This window comes from Verrucomicrobiota bacterium, assembly GCA_016200005.1.
GTDB lineage: Bacteria > Verrucomicrobiota > Verrucomicrobiia > Limisphaerales > PALSA-1396 > PALSA-1396.
Genome location: JACQFP010000042.1, coordinates 125,883 through 149,334, shown reverse-complemented (window position 1 = coordinate 149,334; position 23,452 = coordinate 125,883). Strand labels below are relative to the sequence as shown.

The following is a 23,452-nucleotide window of genomic DNA, read 5'->3' as shown; positions in this document are numbered from 1 at the left end:
CATCGAACTGACTGTGCCCGATCACGCCTGCGTTTTCAATCGCCGGGCAACTTCGCGACAGACATCTTCGGCGGCGTGCGGTCGGCCCAGCGCTTTGGCCGCGCGCGCCATCTCCATCAGTTTCTTTGAACCGATCAGTTGCTCCAATCGAAACGGCAGGTCCTCCACCCGGTTCACTTTGGCCGCTGCACCGCGTTCGAGCAGGAAGTCGCTGTTCGCGGCTTCCTGACCGGGGATCGGATTCAGAATGAACAACGGTTTTCCCAGCGCCAACGCTTCGGAAGTCGTCAGCCCGCCGGGCTTTGTGATGATGAGGTCTGCCACCGCCATAAGCTCATGCATGTTCGTGACGAAACCGAGCACTTTGGTTGGATGTCGATGTTCCTGACAAGCCAGCTCGTGTTGCAATTTCTTGTTTTTACCTGCCACCACAAGGACCTGGAACGGACGTTCCACTTTGTTAAGCTCGGCAAGAATCTCCGCTACCGGCCCCATGCCGAAACCGCCGCCGAGCACGAGCAGAATGGGAAGGTCATCGCGCAGCCCGAGATTTTTTCGGACGGTGCGCGCGTTGGGACGGTTTGAAAATTTCGCCGCGATGGGAATGCCCGTCACCACCACGTTGCCCGGACTTGCGCCGCGCGCTACGAGCCGGGCCTTGGTTTCTTCCGCCGCCACGCAATAAAGGTCCACCGCCTGTTCCATCCAGAGCGCGTGCGCCTCAAAATCGGTGACGACGGAGACCGTCAACGGATCAGGACCGCGTTTTCGGGTCTGCAAATAGCCCAGAATCTCCAACGGCAGGTAATGAGTGCAAAGCACGACATCGGGTTGAAAGTGTCGGATGTAACGGACGAATTTTTTGTTGCTGTGCCGGGCAAAGGTGCGGCGGATGCGAGAAACCTTGCGGACCAACGCCGGGTTGTCGGTCTTTTTGAAAACCAGCGACCAAAGTTCCGGCGCGTGCTCGACCAACTTCACGTAGCCCTGCACATAAACCTTGCGATGCAGGCGCGACACGAATTCGAGCAGATCGACCCGCTCCAAAGTGTCGTGCGGACGCAATGCGCGCCACGCTTCCTCCAACGCGGCCGCCGCCTGCAAGTGCCCGGCGCCCGCTGTCACCGTCGCGATCAAGATGCGCATGGTTGGATTTATATGAACGCCAGTTGTTTAGCCGAGCGTCGAGCGCGTGAACAGGAAATTTATTCTTTGGATTTCTTGGCGTGAAAACTTCAGAACATGCGCCAACTATTTCCAGCTTGCGGGAATCAGCCAAAGGAGTATGAAAGCAATCAATCAGAACCCCACATCTGAAAGGAAACCTATGCGAAATACTTTTCAATGCGGCTGCACTTTCGCTACTGCCATTCTCTTTCACACGGCGAACGCGCGGGCGCAGGTCAACAACGGCCACATTGGCAGCGATGGCGCGTTCAATCCGATGGCGGACTTCGTCACCAACACGGCCGTCATCTAATCGTCAGGCTCGCGAATGAAACCCCGGCTCTATCTCGAAACCACCATTCCCAGCTACCTCGTCGCGCGGGAGAACCGGGACGCCATCATGCACGGCCAGCAGGCCGCAACGCGGAAGTGGTGGGAACAGCAGCGGAGCGATTACGAACTTTTTGTTTCCGAATTTGTGGACATTGAAGCGGGACGCGGAGATGCGGAAATGTCGGTGGCCCGCGCTGCGGCGCTTCAGGATTTGCCGCGCCTGGCGGCGACGGAAGACGTCCGCGAACTTGCCGCCGAGATTCTCAGCACGGGCTTGATTCCCGCCAAAGCCGCAGTGGACGCCGCGCACATCGCGGTGGCCGCCGTGCATCGGATGGATATTTTGCTGACTTGGAATTGCACGCACATTCATAACATTGTCATCAGCCGGCAGATCGAACGCATCTGCGCGCGGGCGGGCTGGCCCTGTCCCGCGATTTGCACCCCGTTCGATTTGCTGGAATCTTGAGCCATGAAAACAAATACAATCCTGACTGAAATCCGCCAGACGCGCGACGACCTCGCGCGCGAGACCGGTTACGACTTGAAGCGCCTTTTCGATTACGTCCGCGAGCGCGAGCGCGAAGCCGCCGCGCGCGGCGTGAAGTTCGTCTCTCCTGCGCCCCGCGAAAAGGAAACCGCATACTCACTGCGCGAAGAACCGCCCAAACAGAAGTAAGGACAACCCCATCAAGTTGAGGAAACGTCCGCCCTCATCCCGACCTTCTCCCCCAGGAGAAGGAGAATTGTTCGACGCGCTTTGTCGATGCAGCCGCGAAACGAATTCGAGCAGATCACCGCGCTCCAAAGTGTCGTGCGGGCGCAACGCGCGCCACGCTTCCTCCAACGCGGCCGCCGCCTGCAAATGCCCGGCGCCCGCTGTCACCGTCGCGATCAAGATGCGCATGATTGAAGTTGGTGTTTGGTCACATCTGGCAATGACGTCACAAATCGAGAGATTTGGTAAACGCTTCCGGCGTGCTGCCCGCGTCGCTCAGCGTTCTCGACTCTTGACAACCCTCGTAGGCGCTGGATCGCTCTTGTTAGCCGGCTCATTCAAAAACAACACGATATCCTTTCTTTGTAAGAATCTGTGCGGCCCGGTCTCGGTACTCTGGTGGAACTGTAACCGGATAATACGGGTAACCGCTGGCGTCAAACCAAGCAGGGATGCCCTCTTGATTCATAACCCGCTTCATCTTGGCGACCCCAACTGCTGCAACAGTTGTCACCTTCACCCAGCCAGTCCTGTCGGTATCGCTGGTCACAAGTGGCGTCACGTGCAGACAGCTCGTTGCGCAAAGTCCGACAATTGACGCAAGGAGGATTGGGCGTAGCAAGTGCATATTGAGTTCGATGCCAGTTAGAATATCCCCGGCCCAAACGGATTTGGATTCTTAGGAAACGGATCCCGGTATTCCGGGTTGTACTGTTTCCATTGCCAGTCGGACTGTTGGCTAGCCGTCATACAACCCGACAAGAGGATAGAAATGGCTGCGGCGAGAACGCACTTGATGATTCTCCGCGATAATCTGTTCAAATGCGATGCCTTCATTTGCAGCGAGCGCTCTGGTTAGCCGACGGACGATGGTGATTCATGGTGCAACAGGCTCGTCGGCATCTTGGGACTTGGAGGGCGGCGAGTCAACTTGCTGGAAAACAGAATATGCTCGATAGCATTGATGGTATGTGCCGTCGGAGGCGATTCGGGGTCTCCGAGAGCCCACTGCTTGGCGGCAAACGACAACTCGGCATCAAGGCGACCAAGGACTGCGGGGTCGGCGCTCGGACGAAGAGTCAGCATCTCTTGGTGCGCGGTTGTCACTAGCTGAAGCCACGACTCAAGGTCTCGCGTCTCCTGAATTATTCCGCCAAAATCGGGCCACTCGGACAGGTAGATACGCAATAACGCCGCGATAACGGCATCCAAGGAAACCGCGGCAACGCCATCGATCGTCCACGAATCTGCCGCCTTTCGCAGCACTCCGAGAGCAACGTCGTGCTGGCGATTCCACAAGAAATCGAATGATGAATCTCCGCAAACTTGAGCCATACAAACGGCGCGATGCCGGCTAACCTTTAGATTGAGCAGAAGATTTTTTGCCTACCCGGCGTTGGGCCTGCTCCCGGGGACAAGGCTTGGTTTTCTGTTTTCGAATCACTGGCTCCCAATTTGGCCGCAAGTCCCAGCCGGGTCAACGCAGAAACTCTGGCATAAGCCCTGGCCCGCGCCGGTTGCCGTGCGAAGGGTGCCCTAAGATGTGCGAAAGGTTTGGGGAATCCGCGCCAAGACGTTAAGGCGCGGAGAAAATCCCAAAGGGATTTCGTCCTTCAGCCCAGGGTTGCGAGGAACGAGCTACCCTGGGTTGACCGCAGAAAAGGAAAACCCCAACGGGGTTTCATCCGTCACCGGACGCGAGTGATGCAACCCCCGTTGGGGTTGGATTATTCTTTGGATGTGGACCCAAGGTAGCTCGTTCCTCGCAACCTTGGGCTGAGTGCTGGAATCCCGTTGGGATTCTCAAACGAAGCGACTGCCGCTGGGAACCCGCTCCGGCTGCAAGCGTCGCCCACGAACCACAGCTAACCCTCCGACTGCCCAGCGGGGCGGCGCTGGGGCGCTCTTTTTAGATGATGTCATGTGGATAGAATCGCGATGATCTTGTTGTCAACCAAGTCGAGCACCTTGCCCTTGAGAGCGGTTTGTGCTTCCTCGCCGATCTCGAACTCGAATTCTCCGATGACAAATACGCTGTGCGCATATTTGCGCTCGAACAGAAGAATAGCCCACTCCCATTTCGTGGCCGCAGGACGTGCGGAATATGCAGCCAGGCGATTCACTGGCTCGGTACGAAAGCTTAACCGTCCCTCCGATGTCGGCCTCAAACCAGCCATCGCATCCCCACAGACCTCAACCAATCGTATCTCTGGAAGCATTTCCGGTGTTTGGTCACGACCATGCACCGCAGCTCTTTTGAGTTCTGCAAGCACAGTATCTGAGATGGAGGCTCCAAATGGAAGCTGGTGCATAGTTATCTAACAACAAGACCGCCGCCGTAAACGCCCAGCAACTGTAATAGTCGCGTCCTACGTGGCGAGCGGTGCGGCGCTTCAACGCTCTCGTTAGGGCGCATTCGTAAGGGTGATGGAAACAATCGTCACCCCATTGCTTCGTATGAATGCTTTCTGGAGAGCGCCGTTCCCACCCCAGCCATTCGGTCTAAGGTCGCGTGCTCTGTAGTCCAGCACAAGACTGCAGCCGTCCGACAGACCGTAATCGCGATTCCATCCCGTTTTCGCGCCAACACCGATTGCGTGCTTCAGTCCGTTCGTCGCAAGTAACTTCGCGGCATCTTCCTCCCACATACCAATCTTGAGATGCGATGCGACTCGGACGGCTTCCGCTCTGGTAACGTTGTTCGAGAAATAGACTTGCCCCCATGCCAAACCGACCAACATGAACAGGCTCGAAAGTAATGCGATGGACTTCATATGCGCCCCAACGTTTATTATTCGACCGCACGGCGCGGCCTGATTCTCTTCACACTTCGCACCCTATAACTGCCTCTCTAATCTGTAAACAACAGTTTGACAGGCTCAATCCTCCTTTGTCTCCACGCTTGACAAGAAACGCCCGGAAAGGAACACTCTTTACAGTGCACCCGTCTATGAGATTTGAACCCTTGGCGGGGAGATTTGAAGCAGCGTTATGTTGACGATCTACGGTAATAAATCGCGGTTTTGCGACGGCATTTCGCGCAGGAATTTTCTGAAGATCGGCGCGCTGGGGCTGGGCGGTTTGACGTTGCCGCAATTGCTGCGCGCCGAGGCGCAATCCGGCATCCGCAAATCGCACAAGGCCGTCATTATGATCTTCCTGCCGGGCGGGCCGTCGCACCAGGACATGTTCGATCTCAAGCAGGACGCGCCGTCGGAAATTCGCGGCGAGTTCAAGCCGATCAAGACCAAAGTCCCTGGCATCCAGATTTGCGAGCACATGCCGCGCATCGCCGGCATCATGGACAAGCTGACGGTCATACGGTCGATTGTCGGCGCGCGGGACAATCATGATGCGTTCCAATGCATGACGGGCCACCTCACCTCGCCCCAACCTCCGGGCGGCTGGCCGTCGCTCGGGTCGGTCGTATCCAAACTTCAAGGGCCGGTTGACAAGGCGGTGCCGGCGTTCATTGGTCTCGCGCCGAAGATGGGTCACATGGAATGGGCCGATCCCGGCAAACCCGGTTTTCTCGGCATCGCTCATGCGCCCTTCAAGCCCGAAGGCGCGGGCAAAGCCGACATGGTCCTCAACGGAGTCACGCTCGACCGCCTCGCGGACCGCAAGAACTTGCTGGCCCGCTTTGATGGTTTTCGCCGCGATGTCGATGCCAGCGGCTTGATGGAAGGACTCGATGCTTTCAACGAACAGGCGTTCGGGCTGTTGACCTCCAGCAAACTTCTCGAAGCGCTCGATCTGCAAAAGGAAGACAAGAAGGTCGTGCAACTTTACGGCAAAGGCGATCCGAAGAACCGCGACGATGGCGGACCAAAATTGATGGAGCATTTTCTCATCGCACGCCGGCTCGTCGAAGCGGGAGCGCGCTGCGTGACACTGGCGTTCAGCCGCTGGGACCATCACGGCGACAACTTTGGCGCGTTGCGACAGGACCTGCCGCTGTTCGATCAAGGACTCAGCGCGCTGGTCGAAGATTTGCACCAGCGTGGATTGGACAAGGATGTTTCGGTGGTTGTCTGGGGCGAGTTCGGTCGCACGCCGACGATCAATAAAGACGCCGGGCGCGATCACTGGCCCAGAGTTTCGTGCGCAGTGCTGGCGGGAGGCGGCATGAAGACGGGACAGGTCATCGGCGCGACGGACCGATTGGGCGGCGAAGCCACGGAGCGGCCCGTGCAATTCGGCGATGTCTTCGCCACGCTGTATCACAACCTCGGCATCGATGTCAGCAAAGTTACCATCCCGGATCTCTCAGGCCGTCCGCAATATCTGGTCGAGAGCGGCTGCCAGCCGATGCCAGAACTGATTTAGCAAATTCCGAATGTCGAATTTGCAATTTGAAATGAACGCCGAAATGACGAACCAAATTTATTCTACATTCGGCATTCGTCATTTGAAATTTTCCTCATGCTGACGATCTACGGCCAACAGCACCGCTTCTGCGACGGGATTTCCCGGCGGAATTTCCTGAAGGTCGGCGCGTTGGGATTGGGCGGGCTGGCGCTGCCGCAGTTGCTCCAGGCGGAGGCGCAGTCGGGCGTCCGCAAATCGCACAAGGCAGTCATCATGATTTATCTGCCGGGCGGTCCACCGCATCAGGACATGTTCGATCTCAAGCTGGATGCGCCATCGGAAATTCGCGGCGAATTCAAACCGATCAAGACGAACGTTCCCGGCATCCAGATTTGCGAGCACCTGCCGCGCATGGCGGCGATGATGGACAAGCTCGTGCCCATCCGCTCCATCGTCGGCATGATCGATGAGCACACGGATTTTCATTGCATGACCGGGCACATTTCCCGCAACCAACCGCCCGGCGGCTGGCCGTCGTTTGGTTCGGTGGTCTCGAAACTACAGGGCGCGAATGACCCGGCGGTGCCGGCGTACATTGGTTTGGAGCCGAAGATGCAACATCACCCCTACAACGCGGCTTCTTCCGGCTTCCTCGGCGTTGCCCATCATTCTTTTCACCCGGAAGGCGACGGGAAAACCGACATGACGCTCAATGGCATCACGCTGGACCGGTTGGAAGACCGAAAGACGTTGCTGAACAGTTTCGATAACTTTCGCCGAGATGTCGATTCAAGCGGGTTGATGGCTGGCCTCGACGCGTTCAACCAACAGGCGTTCGGCATGTTGACTTCGAGCAAAATGGTCGAGGCGCTGGATTTGAAAGGCGAAGACAAACGCACCATCGAACGCTACGGCAAGGGCGATCCGAAACCGCATGGTGACGCCGCGCCGCTTTACAATCAGCAGTTTTTGATGGCGCGGCGGCTGGTGGAGGCCGGCGCGCGCGTGGTGACTTGCGCGTTCGGATTCTGGGATTATCACGGCAGCAATTTCCAAAATGCCCGCACCTGCCTGCCAATGCTCGACGAGGGCGTCACTGCTCTGGTGGAAGACCTGCACCAGCGCGGATTGGACAAGGATGTCTCCGTGATCGTCTGGGGCGAGTTCGGTCGGACGCCGACGATCAACAAAGATGCCGGACGCGACCACTGGCCCAATGTCTCGTGCGCGTTGCTGGCCTGTGGCGGGATGAAGACCGGACAAGTCATTGGTTCGACCGACCGTCTGGGCGGCGAAGCCCATGATCGCCCGGTACATTTCCAGGAAGTCTTTGCGACGCTCTACCACAACATGGACATCGACGTGAACAAGGTCACCCTGCCTGATCTGGCCGGTCGCCCGCAGTACCTTGTGGACGGGCATCAGCCGATGAAGGAATTAATCTAAACCATTTTCTCAAGAGCAATCATGCTGAATCGAACAAACGCAATCGGGAGAGCCGCATCGATCCTCGTGTTGATCGGAGTTTGCACCTCCAGCTCCATTGCGCTGGCCAAGGAGACGACCGACTCGAAGTCACCCGGCGAAGTAACCGCTTTGGAACTGGTCGCACAACCGGTCGCCGGGGCGGAAACAAATCAGGTGCTTCGTTTGCGAGGCGCCGACGCGCGGCAACAATTGCTCGTTACGGCAAAATTCAGTTCGGGCGGGCTACGCGATTACACCCGCGACGTCAGCTACGAGACTTCGCCGGCGGGCGTGATTCAAGTGAGCAAGAGTGGCCGCGTGACGCCGCTTGCCGATGGCACCACCACGATCACGGCAAAAAGTCCGGACGGTTTGACGGCCACACTGTCTGTCAACGTAGAGCAGTTCAAAGATGTTCCCCGGATCAATTTCCCGAACCAGATCGTACCGATTTTCACCAAGGCCGGTTGCAATTCCGGCGGTTGTCACGGCAAATCGAGCGGTCAGAACGGCTTCAAACTTTCGCTGCTCGGTTTCGAACCGTCGGAGGATTACGAACATTTGACCAAGGAGGCCCGTGGTCGCCGAGTATTTCCAGCGGCGCCTGATCGCAGTCTGTTGTTGATGAAAGCCACGGCCACATTGCCACACGGCGGCGGCAAACGGCTGGACGTCGATTCCGATGATTACAAACTGCTGCTGCGCTGGATCGCGCAGGGAATGCCCTATGGCAAACCCACTGATCCAACAGTGGCCAGGATCGAAGTGTTTCCAAAGGAGCGCACGATGCCGTTGGCAGGCGAGCAGCAACTGGTCGTCGTGGCTCATTACACCGATGGCGCGACGGAGGACGTGACGCGCAGCGCGCTGTTTGAACCGAACGACAAAGACCTGGCCAAGACCGATGGCACCGGCCGGGTCAAAGTCTTTGAGCAACCCGGCGACGTGGCGGTCATGATCCGCTATCAGGCGAAGGTCGCCGTCTTCCGCGCCACTGTTCCACTCGGCGCTCCGGTCGAGAATCTGCCCGTCGCGAAAAACTTCATCGACGAACTGGTCTTCAAGAAACTGAAAACGGTGGGCATGCCGCCTTCGGAGATTTGCGATGATTCAACCTTCTTTCGCCGGACGTGCATTGATATCGCAGGCCGATTGCCCACGGTGAAGGAAACCAAAATATTCCTGGCGGATGCTGACCCGGCCAAACGGGAGAAGTGGATCGATACCCTGCTCGACAGCACGGATTACGCGGATTACTTCGCCAACAAATGGAGCGCGCTGTTGCGCAACAAGCGCGGCGCGCCAACGCACACGCGCGGCACGTATGCGTTTTACGATTGGATTCGCGACAGTTTGCTGGCCAATAAACCTTACGACCAGTTTGCGCGCGAAATCGTGGCGGCGTCCGGCGACATCAGCCAGAACCCGCCAGTGGCCTGGTATCGCCAGGTCAAGGACCCCAACGCGCAACTCGAAGATACCGCGCAACTTTTCCTCGGCATGAGACTCCAATGCGCGCAATGTCACCATCATCCGTTCGAAAAATGGAGTCAGCAGGATTATTACAGCTTCGCCGCTTTCTTTTCCCAGGTCGATCGGAAAGCCGGCGCCCAGCCGGGCGAGGAAATCATCTACGCCAAGCGCACCATGCCCACGGCCACGAACAAAAAAACCAAGCAACCCGTGCCCCCGGCGGGCTTGGGCAGTGCTCCAGTGAAACTCTCACCGGATGATGACGCGCGCCAGGCTTTGGCCGATTGGATGTCGAGCAAGGAAAATCCGTTTTTTGCCAAGGCGCTGGTGAACCGATATTGGAAACACTTCTTCAGTCGCGGGCTGGTGGATCCGGAAGACGACATGCGCGAAACCAACCCGGCCACCAATCCCGAACTGCTCGACGCGCTGGCCAGGAATTTCATCGAGAGCCGCTTCGACCTGAAGAATCTCGTGCGCACCATTTGCCGCTCGCAAGTTTATCAACTCAGTTCGCTGCCCAACAAATTCAATGCCGTCGATAAACAATACTTTTCGCGTTACTATCCCAAGCGATTGACCGCCGAAGTGTTGTTGGATGCCGTTGATGAAGTGACGAAGTCGGACAGCAAATTTGCAGGCTTGCCGGCGGGCACGCGGGCCGTGCAACTGCCCGACAACAGTTTCAATTCCAGTTCCTATTTTCTGGCGGTGTTCGGCCGGCCCGAATCTTCAAGCTCGTGCGAATGTGAGCGCTCGCAGGACGCCAGCCTCGCGCAAAGCCTGCACCTGCTGAACTCCAAGGATGTGCAGGACAAGCTGACCAATCCCAATGGCTGCGCGGCGTTGTTGGTGGGCGACGCCCAACAGGACGACGAGAAAAAAATCCGGGAGCTGTATTACACGGTTTATTCGCGCGCGCCGGAGGCAAAGGAAATCCAACTGGCCCTGAATTACCTCGGCAAGCAGCCGAAGGACAAGGACGCGAAAGCCGATCCGAAGCTGGGCAAACAGCAAGGTTACGAGGACATCATCTGGGCCTTGATTAACACCAAGGAGTTTTTGTTCAATCATTAAGCTGAAACATTTTCGTTGGCCAAGCAGGCTTGAATTGACACGAGTATTCCCTGCAACTATGGTTTTTCAGTCATGACCGCGATTGCACAACAACTCGAACGAAAGCTGAAGAAGTGGCGGCCAACGACTGCCCGCAAGGTTGAAAAGCTGGTAACCAAAATCATCGAACTGGCGGACCAGAATATACGTTCTGCAAAGTCTTTTAAAAAAGTCAGAGACCCCCGCAAAGATGATCCTTTTTTTGCCGATACGACCTTCTTTAACGGCAAGGTGCCAAGAGATACATCGCTTAAGCACGACAAATACCTTTACGGAGATGAGGCATGATTTTCGTTGATACAGGCGCCCTGCTTGGGCGTTACCTGATCGGCGACCAGTATCATCAAGCAGCGCTCGACTTATGGGAGAAGGTGCGGCGCAGAGGAGAACACTGTATTACCAGCAATTTTATTCTGGACGAAACCGCTACCTTACTGGCTCGTCGCAGCAGCTATCGTTTTGCTGCGGCAAAAGCGCGAATCATCTACTCGTCCGAATTGTTCCAGATTTTCCGGCCAGGCATGGTGGAAGAACTGGAGGCTCTGGAATTGTTTGAAAAATATGCGGATCAGGAGGTAAGCTTCACCGATTGCATTTCGTTTGTTCTAATGCGCAAAGAAAATGTTCACCGAGCATTTACCTTTGATGCTCATTTTGAACGCGTCGGTTTCAGGCTATGGGCATGAAGATGGTTGCTGTGCACAATTCCCGCCAACGTGCGATACGGGTGTGCCTGTTCGCATTTCTATGGCTTACTGTCCTAGTCCAACCGTTTCTTGCCCAACTCCCCGTGGCCCGCCTGCTCACGGTCTTTCCGCCGGGCGGAAAAGTCGGCAGCCAGTTTGAAATCAGCCTGACCGGCGCCGATCTAGACGAAGCCAACCAGCTTCATTTTTCGCACACCGGCATCACCGCGAAACAAAAAGTCGGGGAAACCAACGCATTGCCGGAAGCAAACAAATTTCTCGTCAGCATCGCCACCAACGTGCCGCCTGGAGTTTATGAAGCGCGCGTGGTTGGGCGATTTGGAATCTCAAATCCGCGTGCATTTGTCGTCGGCGATTTACCCGAAAGCATTGCGCCAACCACGAACACCACAGTTGCCAGCGCCACGACAATTCCGTTGGGTACAATCGTCAACGGCCATTCCGAAGCGAACGCTTTCGATTACTTCAAGTTCACCGCGAGGAAAGGTCAGCGAATTCTGATCGAGTGCAACGCCAGGGAAATCGATTCGCGGGTGGATCCCGCGCTGCTTTTGTATGACTCCGCCGGCAAGGAACTCGAACGCAATCGTAAGGGGGGCCTGCTGGATTTTACGCCGACAGCCGACGGCGAGTACGTGCTCAAGGTTCACGACTTCATTTTTCGCGGCGGCGGAGAATATTTTTATCGGCTCGCGGTCGGCACCGCGCCGCATATTGACTTCATTTTCCCGCCTTCGGGATTGGCCGGCACGAAAGGCAAGTATGTCCTTTACGGGCGTAATTTGCCGGGTGGCACTCCGGCCAAGGATTTGTCCATTGACGGAAAACCGCTGGAGCAACTCGAAGTCGAAATCGAACTGCCGCGTGACCCGGTGGCCCCGCGACATCTCAGTTGCGCGCTGAAGCCGTCCGACGCCACGCTCGACGCCTTTGAATACCGCTTGAGCGCGCCGCACGGAGTTTCGAATCCCGTGTTGATCAGTTTTGCCACGGCGACGGTCGCGACCGAACAACAGCCAAACGATCAGCCCGCGCAGGCGCAAAGCATTTCTCCACCGTGCGAAGTTGTCGGTCAGTTGTACCCGCAAGGCGACCGGGACTGGGTCACGTTCGACGCGAAGAAAGGCGATGTTTACTGGGTGGAAGTTTTTTCACAGCGCTTGGGATTGCCGACCGATCCGTTCGCGCTCATCCAGCGCGTTTCGAAAAACGACAAAGGCGAGGAGCAGGTTTCCGACGTAAAAGAGCTTTACGATACCGACTCCAACATCGGCGGCGCGGAATACAAAACAGCGACGCGCGATCCTTCCGGTCGTTTCGAGGCTGAGGAAAACGGCACCTATCGGCTGGAAGTCCGCGACCTCTTCAACCGTTTTCAACCTGACCCGCGTCTGGTGTATCGCCTCTCGATTCGCAAGGAAGCGCCCGACTTTCGTCTTTTGGTCGTCCCGCAAGCGCCACCTTCGCCGAACAAAGACGCGAAGGAAGCTTTGCTGTGGACCCCCCTGTTGCGCCGCGGTGAAACCATGCCGATCAAAGTGATGGCGTTTCGGCGCGACAATTTCAACGGCGACATTGAACTCAAAGTTGAAGGTCTCCAGGCCGGCGTCACTGCTAACGAAGCGAAGATCGAAAAGGACAAAAGCTCCGGGATGCTCATGTTGACGGCGACTGAGAATGCCGCCGGCTGGGTTGGCCCGATCAAACTAGTCGGCAAAGCCAAAACCGGGGACGCCGAAGTGTTGCGTGAAGCGCGCGGCGCCACGGTGAACTGGACGGTGACCGACTACAACATCGACGCCATTCAATCACGTTTGACCCGGGATTTTGTGTTGGCGGTGAGCGGAGTTGAAGCCGCGCCCATCTCGATCGAAGCGGGCGAGAACAAGCTCTGGGAAACGTCGGAGGCGGGGAAATTAACAATTCCGCTCAAGGTCATTCGTCGTGCTGACTTTAACGCGACTCTGAAACTCAAAGCCGCCGGCATCCCGGCGCTCGACAAGCTGAAAGAAATTGAAGTCAATGGTAAAGCCACCAACGCGACCATCGAGCTTGACCTCAATCAATACAAAATTCCGCCGGGCACACATAGTTTCCATCTTCAGACCCAGACGCCGGGCAAATACCGCAACAATCCCGAAGCCGCCAAAGCCGCGGAGGAGGCCCTCAAGCAAATTGAAAAGTTGATCGCTGATCTGACCGCGGCAATCAAGTCGGCGCCGGAAGTCAAGCAGGCCGCCATCAAAACCGCAGCCGACTCCGCCGCCAAAGCCAAAGCAGCATCCGAAGCAGTCGCCGGACCTGCCAAAGCCTCAGGCGAAGCTGAAGCCCTGGCAAAAACGGCCGCTGAAAAACTGGCCGCCGCAAAAGCCGCGCTTGAACAGAAACCCGACGATACGGAATTGCTCGCTGCGAAAGAGGCCGCCGCAAAAGCCGCCGAAGAAGCTGAATCAAAATCCAAGGCCGCGCTTGAAACGAAGGTTGTTGCCGAAAAAGCGGCGACGGAAGCTCAAGCCAAGGCCAAGGCGGATGCCGAGGCCCAAATCGCTGCTGAGAAGGCCGAGGCCGAAGCGCCCGCCAAACTCAAAGACGCCGAAAAGAGTAAAGAGCTGGCCGCGACGCGCGCGAAGGAAACGGCCAAGACGGCCGAACCCCGCGATGTGACCGTCACCGTTTACTCGGCGCCCATCAATTTGAAAATTACTCCCACGCCGACGACACCCGCCGCCAAATGATTCTCCCTGGACCAATGACAAAGTCGAGAAAAGCCTTAGCCGCCGACGTAAGGAGGCGGAGTCCTGTCTGGAAAACAGCGAGGTTCCTTCCGCCTCCTTACGTCGGCGGCTACTTTACGCTCAGGACACGAATTGGAAAACATTTCTCCGTCCTCGCGATCCTTGGACTGTTCCTTTGTCCATCCCTTCTGCTTTCCGAAGACACTCCGCCTGCCGATGTTCAACGGAAGCCGATACCCATCGCCAAAATCGCTCGGAAGACGCCCGTTGATTTTGAGAAGGAAATTCTGCCGATCCTCAAGAACAACTGTCTGGCCTGCCACAACAAAACCACGACCAAGGCCGAACTGATTCTCGAAACGCCGCAAGACATCCTCAAGGGAGGCGAATCGGGAAAGGTCGTTGTGCCCAAACGTAGCGGCGACAGCTTGCTGTTGAAGATCGCATCGCACCAGGTGAAACCCATGATGCCGCCCAAAAACAACAAAGTCGAAGCATCCGACCTGACGCCCGAAGAATTGGGACTCATCAAGCTTTGGATCGATCAAGGCGCGAAGGGCGAGGTCCACGGCACCGGTCCGATCGTCTGGCAGCCGTTGCCGGAGGGATTGAATCCGATCTACGCGGTGGCGTTGACTTCGGATGGGCAGTTCGCCGCTTGCGCGCGCGCCAATCAGATTTTCATTTATCACCTTCCCTCGAAGCAACTGGTCACCCGATTGACCGACCCGCAACTGCTCAAAACCGGATCGGAAGCAGCGGGCCGCAGTGCAGCCTACAAAAAGAAACCCCTCACCCCGGCCCTCTCCCCTGCGGAAGGGGAGAGGGAGAAGAAGCAGTTTGGCGTGGCTCATCGCGACCTGGTGCATTCGCTCGCGTTCAATCCTGATGGCAATGTGCTTGCCTCCGGCGGCTATCGCGAGGTCAAACTCTGGCGACGTCCGAAGGACGTTCAGAAGTTCAATCTTTCCTCAATCGCCCGCCAAGCGGTTCTCGCGGTGGCAGTCAGCCCCGATGGGAAATGGCTGGCGACTGGCGGCGACGACGGCAGCATCAGGTTGTGGAATCCGGCCACGGGCAAATCCGTCAGGAAACTTTCAGGTCACAAGCGCGCGGTGAATGGACTGAGTTTTTCGCCCGACAGCGGCAAGCTCGTTTCCGGTTCGGCGGATAAAACCATCCGGGTTTGGGACCTCGGCAAAGGCAAGGTTCTTTGCCAGACCCAAACTGCGACGGAAGTAAACACCGTGACTTGGATTGCTGACGGCCGGCAAATCGCCTCAGGCGGCGCGGATTATCTCATCCGTGTCTGGTATGTGGATGTGGCCAAAAGGGAACTCGCGGCGCTCAAGGAAATCAAAGGTCACGAAGGGCCGGTCACGTCGCTGGCCGCGCTTCCGCCGAATGGCGCGCAAGTTATTTCCGGCAGCGGCGATGGCACCATCCGGCAGTGGAACATCGAGGATGGCCAGTTGATCCGGCAGATGAAACATGGCGGCCCGGTGGCGTCCGTGGCCGTGCGCAACGATGGGAAACGATTCGCTTCCGCCGGACTGAACAATGTCGCCAAACTTTGGGATGCGATGACAGGCAAGGAAGTCTCCGAATTGAAAGGTGACCGTTACGCTCAGGAATTCCAGGCGGCGAAAGAGCGAGAACTGGCCTTCGCTAACAATGAAGTGACTTATCGGAAAACGGCTTTTCAAACCGCGACGAACAACCAAAACGCTCAACTCGATCGGGTGAAGAAAGCCACCGAAACTCTCGCCGCGGCGGAAAAAACCTACGGTGAGAAAAAGACAAACGTCGTGAATGCCACCGAAGCCAAAGCCACCGCTGAAAAGGCGCTCGCTGAATTTTCCGAGGTCAAGAAAGCCACTGAAGCTCACGAAGCCGCCGAAAAAGCGTCGACTCAGGCTGCTGCCGAAGTCAAGGCCGCCAAGGAAAAGCCGTCGCCGGAAAAAGCAGTCGTTGACAAACTGGTTGCCGAAGCCGACGCGAAGGCGAAAGCGGCCGCCGAGGCCAAGGCCGTCCTCGACAAGCTTCCTGCGGAAGTGAAGGAGAAATTCAAACCGGTGAATGACAAATTCAACGCCGCCACCAAAGCCCTGGCAGACGCCGAAGCGGAGTTGAAAAAAGCCGAGTTGCCAAAATCCAATGCCGAGCACGAGCTTCAACTTGCGACCAAAGCCGCCTACAAGACAGAGGAAGCAGTGACCGCGGCCAAGGCCGCAATTCAATCAGCCGAAGAGTTCCAAAAACAATCAGACACTGAACTTCAATCCGCTAAAAAAACTTCTGCCGATTCCGAAAAACCGATTCGCATGATTACCTTCTCGCCTGACAATCTCCTCTTGGCGACGGCAGGGGATGATCAGGCAGTTCATACGTGGAACGCCGAAACCGGCGCCGCCATTGAAACCTTCAAAGGGCACAAAGGTCCGGTCTTTGCCGTCGCTTTTGCCGGCAATGCAACGTTGGCGTCCGGTGCGGCGGACCGCAGCGCGGCGATCTGGGATTTGAATGCCGGCTGGACTCTCGAACGAACCATCGGCACCGGCGACGCCTCATCGCCCATCAGTGACCGGGTCAACGCGGTCCGATTCAGTCCCGATGGCAAACGATTGGCGACGGGCGGCGGCGAACCGACTCGCGGCGGTGACATTAAAATCTGGCAGGTTGCTGACGGCAAGCTGATGCAATCGTTCACCAACGTTCACAGTGATGCGGTGTTCAGCCTGGATTTTTCCGCTGACGGAAAATATCTGGCCTCCGGCGCCGCTGATAAATTTGCCAAGGTCCTGGATCTAAGCAGCGGGAAAGTTGTGAAGACATTTGAAGGGCACACCCATCACGTGCTCGGCGTCAGTTGGAAACGGGACGGGCGAACGTTGGCCAGTGCCGGCGCCGACAACGTGATCAAAGTGTGGGATTTTGTGACCGGTGAGCGCAGGAAAACCATTGAAGGTTTCAGCAAGGAAGTGACCTCCATCAGTTTCATTGGAATTACGGACCAAACCCTGGCTACTTCCGGCGACGACCAGATTCGAACGGTGACTGACACCGGCGAGAAAATCCGTTCTTACGAAGGCGGTACCAATTTCATGAACTCGGCTTCGATCACGCCGGACGGCAAAATCGTCATCGCCGGTGGTGATGACAGTGTTCTGCGTGTTTGGAATGGCACCAATGCGGAAGTCATGGCCACATTTGCTCCACCCGGAGCCAAGTAGCGCTTTGTCTCGGCGGTTAACTTGATTTCCCAAATCCCTCCGCCGAGCCGCCGGGTAAAACAGTTGACGCGTATGGGAGTGATTTGTAGATTACGCACCCGTTGGCATCCAAAGTAGCTCAATGGTAGAGCAATCGGCTGTTAACCGATGGGTTGCAGGTTCGAGTCCTGCCTTTGGAGCCATTTTTGAAGCCAACTGTTGTTCCTATAACTTCATCCCATTTGCAGCGCGAGATGACGGTACATCTTTCGCAACTTACCCACCCCTGACCCCTCCCAAGAGGGGAGCAATCCACCCTGCGCTGCTCCCCTCCTTGGAGGGGCCGGGGCGTTCAGTGGCTCGATTGGCGTACTCAGGTTCGTGGAAACGAAATGTCTTATGGCAATCACTCTAATGCGAAGTTCGGTGGGCCGACGCAGCGACGCGTCTCCGACGGTTGGTCTTGGCGACGGCACAGTGGAGGGCCTGCACAATGCTCATGACACAGACCGTGAACAGAGGCATCGCCAGCACGTACATGGCGGCAAGGAGCAAACGGCGTTGCGCGATTGATTCTCGAGTCCAGATTTTCTCGACTTCGCCCTTGTGATCCATGATCAAATCCGCGGGCGGGAGGTTTGGATTTTCGTCATGGTACCCACGCCCGTGAGCGGTATAGACGTCTCCGATTACCACGCGTTGCTCGTTATATGTCGTTGTCCAACGGGCTGCGAAGAATTGATAGCCGAAAAATGTTGCGGTTCCCAAAAACAAAAATAGCAGGGAAATCGCGCCCCAGCGGAAAGCGTCTTTCTTCCTCTCCCAACGCAACGCCGCGAGCACCAGTAATCCGATCAAGACCGTGATCACAAATTGAGCGAAGCGCACCCAGACTTGGCTTTCCTGCGGGGTCCCAATCGGTGGCGGCAGAAGAAATCCGGCCAACACTCCCAAAACCCACGTGGCGGTCTGGGCGAGCATCACCCAGGATTTTTGGGATCGCTTTAAGACTTCTTGAACGGGATTACCCATGAATGCTTGACCCTACTTTGGGCCTTCCGACTCCGCGGAAACCGGTAGGTCTATCTCGAATTCCGTTTCTCCGTGGCCGCCGATGGTCTGTGTCACCGGCGGCAGCTTTTCTTTTCCTTTTTCCAGCCACATCACGTAATGGCCGGGCGCAAAGTTCTTGAACACGGTGGGACTGCTGATTTTCGGAAAGCGAATGTGCTCATTCTTGAATTTGACGAGCGCCATCGGCGCGCACCAGACCTCATAGCCTGGGGCCTCTTCGGTTCCCTTTTTCGTGCGCACGGTCACCTTGATGTCCTTGCCCAGCCCATCCGCGGAATGGCGGCAATTCTCTGCTTTGGCATGTAAATCCGCCGCCACAGCTTTTACCGTCCCAAGAATCTCCTCATCGTTGCTCTTGGGCGACTCCTTCAACTGCTTCTGCATTGCCTGGAGAGCGCGGAAGTACGGCTCCAATCTCACGTTTGTGCCGGAATAGGAACTCCGGCCCGGATGCCGTTGGGACCAGTCGATCCATTTCCTCTGGAGAAAGTCAGCATCACTCTGAATCTGCTGGAGCGATGGTCGGCTTTCGGGGAGTCGGTCGCCATGGCTTTTCTCCAACTTCGCCGCGGTGGTGTTCAGCGAACTCAGCACATTCCGGTATTCCCGCGCCGCGTCCGGGAGCAATCCTTCCGGCGGTTGACCCAAACCTCGGTAGCGACCCGGGCCATTCGGCCCGGCCGTGGTGACCTGGGGCTGCCAGGATAGCAGCCACGTCAGGCAATAAACCATGAAGCATCGCGGTGAAATCATGGTGCACATTCTTGCGCCTGAGGCGGGGCAAGGCAAGCCGAGAACGGACTCAAATGCTGGTAAACGGATGGCCCCAGTCACCTATTCCAGCGGCATGCTCGGCGTCGGTTCATCCGGCGGCTCGGGCAGAAAAAGCGCCACGATGGCGGCGGGGAGAAACAACGAGCCGGCGAACAAAAGCGCAGTTCGAAAATCGCCCACCTTGGAGAACAATCCGAAAAATACGGTGCCGAAGGCCGCGGCGATACGCCCGATGTTGTAACAGAACCCCGCCCCCGTGGTTCGCAAGAGCGTTGGAAACAACGGCGGCATGAACATGGTAAACAATCCGAAAACACCCGAACAAAAACCCACCGCCGGAAACCAGAACCAGACGAGCGCTTTGTAATGATGCGGCTGACCGAACGCTCCCAACATCGCCAGCACAAAACAAAAAAACATCACGGCGATCGTCCGCCGATAACCAAAAAGTTTTGCGAACCAGCCGGCGACGAAGTTGCCGATGATCGACGTGGAGATGACGGTGAAAAACGTTGTGCTCATCAGTTTCTTGCGGTCGGCTTCCAACCAGGAGGAAAGTTCGGGCAGGTTGAACAAATGTTGCGGATGCCAGAACATGAACGCCCACCAGGCGGACAGCGACGATGCGCAGACAATGATCGTCAACACAGTGATGCGCCGAACATCGCCGCGAAAAAGTTCCGCGACGCCCGGCTCGTGATGTAGCGCCTTCAATTTCGCCGCGTGCCATTCCTCCGGCTCCGGCACGTTGCGCCGAATCCAGTAAACGATCAAGGCCGGCAGAATTCCAACCAGAAAAACGTAGCGCGGTTTCAAGTCGGCCATCAGATACGTCGCCAGGCAAGCCAGCAAAACGCCGAGGTTGACACCGGTCTGCAACACGGCGGCGATCCACGGTCGCCAGCGACGCGGCCACGTCTCGGACAACAACGACGCGCCCACCGCCCATTCGCCGCCAATGCCGAGCGCCGCCAGAAAACGGAAGATCATCAATTGCCACCACGTTTGCGCGAAAAAGGAGAGGCCCGTAAACAGCGCATAAGTCAGAATCGTCAGACTCAGCGCGCGACTGCGTCCCAGCCGGTCGCCAATGCGCCCGAAGAACCCGCCGCCCAGGGCCCAGCCGATGAGAAACGACGCCTGAATCCAGGAACTGTAACGCTTGACGGAAGGATCCGCGGCGCTGGCAACGTGCAGCAGTTGCGCCACGAACGGGGCCGCCACCAGCGTGTAGAGATGCATGTCCAGCCCGTCGAACAACCAGCCCAGCCACGCGGCGATGCCGGATTTCCATTGTTGCGGCGAGAGGTCGCGCAGGTGTTTGACATCCTGGTGGACGCGAGTTTGGAGCGGCGGGACGGCGGCAGCGGTTGAAATTATTTTGTTCAAAACTTAAAAGGAATTTTGACTGGAGGTGTTATCCGTTCACGTCGGTTTCGTCAATGGCAAGTGTAATTCCTCCTCCGTGAACAAAGCCAACCAAGCACGGCACTCACGTACTACAATTTGTGCTCGCAGTTGGCAGTTAGGAATCGCAAGCAAACTTTGCCAGGCCACACGTTGGAGATCAGCAAGTAGGTTGACTGCGACCTCAGATTTCGAAATTTGTGGTGTCGAAGCCGGGAGTCGGGGGTTCGGTCGTTTCGCCGAGGGTCCTTCGGATTGCGCTGATCAAACCCTCGTGATCGATTGGTTTGCGAAAAAAAGCCACAGCCCCGGCGTCCCGTGAGCGCTTCTCGTATTTCACCGGGTCGCCGCCGGTAATGACGATGAAGGGGATATGTTTCGCCTCCTCGATGCGCCGCACCCAGTCCATGATCAGAAAACCGTCCCACGCCACGCCGCCACCATGCCCCACGTCGGGTGGGAAACTGACGTCCATCAGGATGAGATCGGGCTTTTCCTTCCGGACGAAACTGATGGCTTCCGGGCCATCCATCGCGGTGGACACGTCATAGCCATTGGACTTTAGCTTGAGCGCAAGTGTTTTGAGCACGATGGCGTTATCATCCACGACCAGAACTTTGCGCCGCCGCCCGGCTGGCGGTGGAGGGACCGCGGAAGAAGTCGTGTCCATACGAACCGCGGCAATTTATCCGCGGAGCCTCAAGAAAGCAATGACCTAATTGTCAAGGCGGTCCTGCAGTTGGAGTTAAGCGGACGCGGCCAGGCAAAGCTGATTGGCGTTGGTGGCAACGGAGAGTTGACAAAAATGCAGCGCGCCACAATTCTCCACGTCCCTTGAGTGCCTCGGTAGCTCAGTTGGTAGAGCAGTTGACTCTTAATCAATTGGTCCCAGGTTCGAGTCCTGGCCGGGGCACCATTCACTCAACCACTTGCGAAAGTCATCCGGATAGCAATCCATCAGCGCAGTATCAAGCGTAGTACCACCGGCGTTGTAGAAATATCAATTGTCGGCGCCGCGCGAGTCCGGTTTGAAAAATCCTGCTGACTTCAGGAGGGGATTGGGCGGGCCAGAAACAAACTGGCAGGCGCGGAATTGTTGAACGTGGTTGCTGGGAAGAGCACGCCCGTCTGTCCTCCAACCGGACCTCGACGGGCGCTTGACCATGTCACCTCAACCTGATTATCCCGGCAAAATTCAGACAGCGCCTCTATTCCCTGGCTGTTATCGAAACTACGATTTCTTTTGTGAGACCGTAGAGTGGGCGTCCCGCCACTTCGGACGAGTCACGACTGCTGGCACTACCGGAAATCCTTGTTCCGGAGTATTTCCCCAAGATGCTCGCCTTTAGATTGTAAACTCCATAGGCTGGCGCGGATACTGTAAATCCCCATTTGAAGGTTCCCGACAAAACTCCCTTCTTCAGCTTGCCGGAAAACTTCAAGCTTTGCACAGAATCGGCATAGATTATTCCTCCGTAGCCAAGCGAGTCGAAATAGCCGTTGATCACATCCAGCAACTCCTGGTCAGCGACGCTCATGGTGACCTTCGAACCCGTCTGCGTGCAAACTCCACTCCCCAGTTCGCTCGTGGTGAAACTTCCGTCGTGGTAGAACGAAAACAAGTCCGAAAAATAAGTGCTTTGTTTCTGTCCTTTGAATTTTACCGTCTCTTTCCCCAAAATGCTCCATTCACCTTCCACACTTTCGAATACGTTGGCAGCATTGATCCCCTGCAGGCTCAGCCAACAAAGAAGAACGCTCGGAATTAGTTTGTTTTTCATAGTTCGTGCTAGATTTTATTCTATCTGGGGCTGCCGCGGTTCAGACAGAATTGCTTCCCGTCCGTGGCCTTGCCGTAAACAGGCGCCAGATGGTTGGTTGATTTGTGACAAATTCTAACCGGCCAATGAAGCAAACCGCTACCCGGTTCTTGCGATTTGCCAACCGTATATTGGCCTTCTTTTTGACCGACGAGTGAAGAAACATCGCTCAGTCACCGGGTCTGATCTGAGCCCATCGATCCTCCTTCTGTTTTCTTTGAGATCGCTTCCCGGCACGCTCGGTGACCTCTACTGACGTTCACTTGTTCAGTTCGACTTTCTGCGGGGTAGAGTTCAAGCGGCGCCAGGTGTTGATCGAACGAGCCAGGTGATCGCGCGCATCGCCACCGATGCCGTAGCACTGCAGGCCGATCGGCCCGGTGTAACCCAGATCGCGCAGCGTGCGCAGGAACGCAGCGATGTCGAAGGATCCTTTGTCCAACGGTTGGATGTAGTGATCCCACCCGGGCTGGTCGTCGAACTCATCGGCACCGTTGATGGACACGGCCCACAACCGCGGCAGGGCCTGCCGCAAAAGTGGTTTGTAGTCGCGCTGCTTGTCCACGCGCAGCCAGTGGCAAAGGTTGAACATCACACCCACATTCGGGCGGTCCACCTTGTCCGCCACGCGCAGGGAATCCTCGATGCGTTCCACCCAGGAACCCAGGTGCGGATAGAGCAACAACTGTGAACCGGAATCGCGGGCCAGGTCGGACATCTCGCGCAGGATTTCCACCGCGCGCGGATCGACGGAAGGGTCGGATGGCTTCCTGCCGTTGAGGAGCAAATCGAACTGCATCTGACGCCCTTTGACGGCCGCGCAGACTTCCTTGAAACGGGCGGTGTCGTAGGGCGTCTTGCCCGGCGCGACGTCCACCACCATCGTGATCTGAAACAACCGCAGCCCGGCGGCGTCGAGCGTCTTGATCCGCTCCTCCACCTTGTCCAGCCAGATGTGACCCACACCGTCGTAGCCCAGTTCTTTGAGCATTTCGGCCTGCTCCTCGAAGTTGCGCTTCTTGGCGTCATGCCAGTCGATGCAAAACGGGAAGAAGGCGTTCGTGGGTGCGGCAGTCGTGTCGTGCGCAGCCAGGAATGTCGCTGCGAGCGCGAGAACTGTTCGGCAGAACTTTCTCAT

The 23,452-nt window shown here is 56.8% G+C and carries 20 protein-coding genes and 2 tRNA genes; 12 read left to right on the top strand and 10 right to left on the bottom strand.

What is annotated here, in order from left to right; translation table 11 throughout:
- Nucleotides 1–21: 21 nt before the first annotated feature.
- Nucleotides 22–1,146, bottom strand: a complete 1,125-nt coding sequence (locus HY298_15475) for a glycosyltransferase (protein ID MBI3851657.1) — start codon at nt 1,144–1,146, stop codon at nt 22–24.
- A 181-nt stretch (nt 1,147–1,327) separates the two neighbouring features.
- Here HY298_15475 and HY298_15470 point away from each other — a divergent pair, with 181 nt between their 5' ends.
- Genes HY298_15470 through HY298_15460 form a run of 3 tightly spaced genes read left to right on the top strand, consistent with a single transcriptional unit; the run spans nt 1,328 to nt 2,179 of the window.
- Nucleotides 1,328–1,480, top strand: coding sequence for a hypothetical protein (locus tag HY298_15470; GenBank protein ID MBI3851656.1), 153 nt, complete (start codon nt 1,328–1,330; stop codon nt 1,478–1,480).
- A gap of 15 nt (nt 1,481–1,495) precedes the next feature.
- Nucleotides 1,496–1,969, top strand: a complete 474-nt coding sequence (locus tag HY298_15465) for a PIN domain-containing protein (GenBank protein ID MBI3851655.1) — start codon at nt 1,496–1,498, stop codon at nt 1,967–1,969.
- 3 nt (nt 1,970–1,972) lie between these two features.
- The gene (locus HY298_15460) at nt 1,973–2,179 is read left to right on the top strand and encodes a hypothetical protein (protein ID MBI3851654.1); all 207 of its coding nucleotides are present in this window, start codon (nt 1,973–1,975) and stop codon (nt 2,177–2,179) included.
- Here HY298_15460 and HY298_15455 read toward each other — a convergent pair.
- From HY298_15455 to HY298_15445, 3 genes are all read right to left on the bottom strand, one after another.
- Complete coding sequence (locus HY298_15455) at nt 2,147–2,407, bottom strand: hypothetical protein (protein MBI3851653.1); 261 nt, start codon at nt 2,405–2,407, stop codon at nt 2,147–2,149. The genes HY298_15460 and HY298_15455 overlap by 33 nt on opposite strands.
- Before the next feature lie 1,730 nt (nt 2,408–4,137).
- Nucleotides 4,138–4,530, bottom strand: a complete 393-nt coding sequence (locus tag HY298_15450) for a hypothetical protein (protein MBI3851652.1) — start codon at nt 4,528–4,530, stop codon at nt 4,138–4,140.
- Between the two features lie 93 nt (nt 4,531–4,623).
- Entirely contained in the window at nt 4,624–4,992 is a 369-nt protein-coding gene (locus HY298_15445; GenBank protein ID MBI3851651.1) for a hypothetical protein, read from the bottom strand.
- Between the two features lie 217 nt (nt 4,993–5,209).
- On the opposite strand from HY298_15445, the gene HY298_15440 reads away from it, so the two are divergent.
- The 8 genes from HY298_15440 to HY298_15405 all read left to right on the top strand — a co-directional run bounded on the left by HY298_15440 (nt 5,210) and on the right by HY298_15405 (nt 17,442).
- Nucleotides 5,210–6,547, top strand: a complete 1,338-nt coding sequence (locus tag HY298_15440; GenBank protein MBI3851650.1) for a DUF1501 domain-containing protein — start codon at nt 5,210–5,212, stop codon at nt 6,545–6,547.
- Between the two features lie 96 nt (nt 6,548–6,643).
- Nucleotides 6,644–7,975 carry a DUF1501 domain-containing protein gene (locus tag HY298_15435; protein ID MBI3851649.1) on the top strand — a complete coding sequence of 444 codons (1,332 nt, stop codon included), beginning with the start codon at nt 6,644–6,646 and terminating at the stop codon, nt 7,973–7,975.
- 21 nt (nt 7,976–7,996) lie between these two features.
- On the top strand, nt 7,997–10,546 hold the full coding sequence (locus tag HY298_15430) for a DUF1553 domain-containing protein (protein ID MBI3851648.1): 2,550 nt from the start codon (nt 7,997–7,999) through the stop codon (nt 10,544–10,546).
- A 72-nt stretch (nt 10,547–10,618) separates the two neighbouring features.
- A complete protein-coding gene (locus tag HY298_15425) occupies nt 10,619–10,873 on the top strand; it encodes a hypothetical protein (GenBank protein MBI3851647.1) in 255 nt (84 codons plus the stop codon).
- A complete protein-coding gene (locus HY298_15420) occupies nt 10,870–11,271 on the top strand; it encodes a type II toxin-antitoxin system VapC family toxin (GenBank protein MBI3851646.1) in 402 nt (133 codons plus the stop codon). The genes HY298_15425 and HY298_15420 overlap by 4 nt, the downstream gene beginning before the upstream one ends.
- Before the next feature lie 104 nt (nt 11,272–11,375).
- Nucleotides 11,376–14,027 carry a hypothetical protein gene (locus tag HY298_15415; protein MBI3851645.1) on the top strand — a complete coding sequence of 884 codons (2,652 nt, stop codon included), beginning with the start codon at nt 11,376–11,378 and terminating at the stop codon, nt 14,025–14,027.
- 14 nt (nt 14,028–14,041) lie between these two features.
- Nucleotides 14,042–17,260, top strand: a complete 3,219-nt coding sequence (locus HY298_15410; protein ID MBI3851644.1) for a hypothetical protein — start codon at nt 14,042–14,044, stop codon at nt 17,258–17,260.
- A 107-nt stretch (nt 17,261–17,367) separates the two neighbouring features.
- Nucleotides 17,368–17,442 (top strand) — tRNA-Asn (locus HY298_15405).
- 208 nt (nt 17,443–17,650) lie between these two features.
- Here the strand turns inward: HY298_15405 and HY298_15400 are convergent.
- The 4 genes from HY298_15400 to HY298_15385 all read right to left on the bottom strand — a co-directional run bounded on the left by HY298_15400 (nt 17,651) and on the right by HY298_15385 (nt 21,164).
- A complete protein-coding gene (locus tag HY298_15400) occupies nt 17,651–18,220 on the bottom strand; it encodes a hypothetical protein (protein ID MBI3851643.1) in 570 nt (189 codons plus the stop codon).
- A gap of 63 nt (nt 18,221–18,283) precedes the next feature.
- Nucleotides 18,284–19,066 carry a hypothetical protein gene (locus HY298_15395; GenBank protein MBI3851642.1) on the bottom strand — a complete coding sequence of 261 codons (783 nt, stop codon included), beginning with the start codon at nt 19,064–19,066 and terminating at the stop codon, nt 18,284–18,286.
- Between the two features lie 81 nt (nt 19,067–19,147).
- Complete coding sequence (locus HY298_15390) at nt 19,148–20,476, bottom strand: MFS transporter (protein MBI3851641.1); 1,329 nt, start codon at nt 20,474–20,476, stop codon at nt 19,148–19,150.
- 202 nt (nt 20,477–20,678) lie between these two features.
- Complete coding sequence (locus HY298_15385) at nt 20,679–21,164, bottom strand: response regulator (protein ID MBI3851640.1); 486 nt, start codon at nt 21,162–21,164, stop codon at nt 20,679–20,681.
- Nucleotides 21,165–21,334: 170 nt separating this feature from the next.
- Between HY298_15385 and HY298_15380 the strand changes: the two genes are divergently transcribed.
- Nucleotides 21,335–21,410 (top strand) — tRNA-Lys (locus tag HY298_15380).
- Between the two features lie 292 nt (nt 21,411–21,702).
- Here the strand turns inward: HY298_15380 and HY298_15375 are convergent.
- Nucleotides 21,703–22,275 carry a hypothetical protein gene (locus HY298_15375; GenBank protein ID MBI3851639.1) on the bottom strand — a complete coding sequence of 191 codons (573 nt, stop codon included), beginning with the start codon at nt 22,273–22,275 and terminating at the stop codon, nt 21,703–21,705.
- A gap of 298 nt (nt 22,276–22,573) precedes the next feature.
- Nucleotides 22,574–23,452, bottom strand: coding sequence for a sugar phosphate isomerase/epimerase (locus HY298_15370; GenBank protein MBI3851638.1), 879 nt, complete (start codon nt 23,450–23,452; stop codon nt 22,574–22,576).